This is a genomic window from Bradyrhizobium sp. PRIMUS42 (assembly GCF_023006515.1).
Lineage (GTDB): Bacteria > Pseudomonadota > Alphaproteobacteria > Rhizobiales > Xanthobacteraceae > Bradyrhizobium.
The window spans coordinates 1-2,350 of the sequence record NZ_JALBGZ010000870.1; the positions used below are offsets into that span (position 1 = coordinate 1).

Here is a 2,350-nt window from a genome sequence, read left to right on the forward strand (position 1 = left end):
CACCGTGCCCGGCCAGCCGCAGCGCCGCCGCCTCAAGGCGGATGACGATGCCTTCGGAGCCGTCGGCGACTATGCCGGCAGCTTCCTGATCAAGGGCGGGCTCGAGCTCTCCGCTGGCTACGACACCAATCCTGCGCGTCTGAACAAGCCGGTGGGATCGCCGGTCTACGTCGTCGCGCCCGATCTCGTGGTGATGTCCGACTGGGAGCGCCACGCGCTGGTCGCTGACCTGCGCGGCTCGTTCTCCGGTTACACCAACAACATGCCGGCAACGATCGGCGGTTTTGCCTCGCCATCGCCGGTCGAGATCGACCGCCCGGATTTCAACGGACATGTCGATGGCCGCATCGACGTCGACCGCGATCTCAAGCTGACCTCGCAGCTGCGCCTGCGGCTCGCCACTGACAATCCCGGCAGCCCGAACGTGCAGGCCGGCCTGCAGAAATATCCCGTCTACGCCGCTTACGGCACCACCGTCGGCTTCGATCAGACCTTCAATCGCTTCCAGGTCGCCGCCGGCGCCACCGTCGATCGCACCGCCTACACGGACTCCAAGCTCACCGACGGGTCGACGTTCAGCAACAACGATCGCGACTTCAACCAGTATGGCGGCATCGGACGCTTCTCTTACGACCTCAAGCCCGGCCTGAAGCCGTTCGTCGAGATCCAGGGCGACACCCGCGTCCACGATTTGGCCGCCGACCGCAACGGCTACTTCCGCGATTCGAACGGCGGCTACGCCAAGGTCGGCTCGTCCTTCGAGTTCTCGCGCATCCTCACCGGCGAAATCTCGGTCGGCTATTCCGCCCGCAACTATACCGATCCGCGCCTCAGCCAGCTTGCAGGGTTCTTGACCTCGGGCTCGCTGATCTGGAACGCGAGCGGCCTCACCACGGTGAAATTCTTCACCGACACACAGATCGCCGAGACCACCATCCCCGGCTCCTCAGGCGTCCTGGTGCGCACCTATTCGGCCGAAGTCGACCACGACTTCCGCCGCTGGCTCACCGCCGTCGGCAAGTTCACCTACGGCACGCTCGACTACCAGGGCCAGAACCGCAACGACAAGACCTACTCGTTCGAAAGCAACCTGATCTACAAGCTCAACCGCAACATCTGGGTCAAGGGCACGCTGCGGCATGACATCCTGGATTCGAACCAGGCGGGCTCGAGCTCGCAGGGGACGGTGGTGATGGTCGGGGTGAGGCTGCAGAATTGAGGGGCGAGCCTGCCGCCGCGCGAATTCCGTGCGACAAGGCGGGGCCCTTTCTGCAGTCATTCCGGGGCGCGCGAAGCGCGAGCCCGGAATCCATTCATCCACGAGCGTTGGGGCAAGATGGATTCCGGGCTCGCGCCAAGTGGCGCGCCCCGGAATGACAGAGCCTACCGCGGCAGATCCGTCTTCCCCATCAGGAACGTATCGATCGACCTTGCGCACAGCCGCCCTTCGCGGATGGCCCACACCACCAGCGATTGCCCGCGCCGCATGTCGCCGGCGGTGAACACGTTGGGGCGCGAGGTCTGGTAGTCTAGGGTGTTGGCCTTGACGTTGCCGCGGGGGTCGAGCTCGACCGAGAGCAGCTTCAAGAGGCCCTCGTGCACGGGATGCACGAAGCCCATGGCGAGCAGGACGAGCTCGGCGTCGAGCTCGAACTCGGTGCCGGCAATCGGCTTGAACTTGTCGTCGACGTGCACGCAGTGCAGCTTCTTGACCTTTCCGTTCTCGCCGGAAAACTTCTGCGTCAGCACGGCGTACTCGCGCACCGCACCTTCGGCCTGGCTGGAGGAGGTCCGCATCTTCAAGGGCCAGTTCGGCCAGGTCAGGCCCTTGTTCTCGCGCTCGGGCGGGGCGGGCATGATCTCGAGCTGGGTCACCGACAGCGCGCCCTGGCGCAGCGACGTGCCGATGCAGTCGGATCCGGTATCGCCGCCGCCGATAACGACGACATGCTTGCCGCCGGCCAAAATCTCCTGGACGCCGTTCAGGGGCTCGCTGGAGACGCGGCGGTTCTGCTGCGGCAGGAAGTCCATGGCGTAGTGGATGCCTGACAGCTCGCGGCCGGGGATCGGCAGGTCGCGCGGGGCTTCCGCGCCGCCGGTCAGCGCCACGGCGTCGTACTCGTTGAGCATCTCGCGCGGATCGACGTTGCCGTCAGCGCCGACATGGCTGTTGTAGTGGAAGGTGACACCTTCGCCTTCCATCTGCGTGACGCGGCGGTCGATGATGCCCTTCTCCATCTTGAAGTCGGGGATGCCGTAGCGCAGCAGGCCGCCGGCCTTGGCGAACTTCTCGAACAGATGCACGTCGTGGCCCGCGCGCGCGAGCTGCTGCGCGCAGGCCATGCCGGCC

2 protein-coding genes are annotated in these 2,350 nt (G+C 65.7%); one reads left to right on the forward strand and one right to left on the reverse strand.

The window, feature by feature from the left end:
* A partial coding sequence (locus MOV75_RS34950) for an outer membrane beta-barrel protein (protein ID WP_247007619.1) occupies positions 1-1,219 on the forward strand: 1,219 nt, incomplete at its 5' end.
* Positions 1,220-1,383: 164 nt separating this feature from the next.
* On the opposite strand, the gene MOV75_RS34955 is transcribed toward MOV75_RS34950, so the two are convergent.
* A partial coding sequence (locus tag MOV75_RS34955; protein WP_247007620.1) for a glutamate synthase subunit beta occupies positions 1,384-2,350 on the reverse strand: 967 nt, incomplete at its 5' end.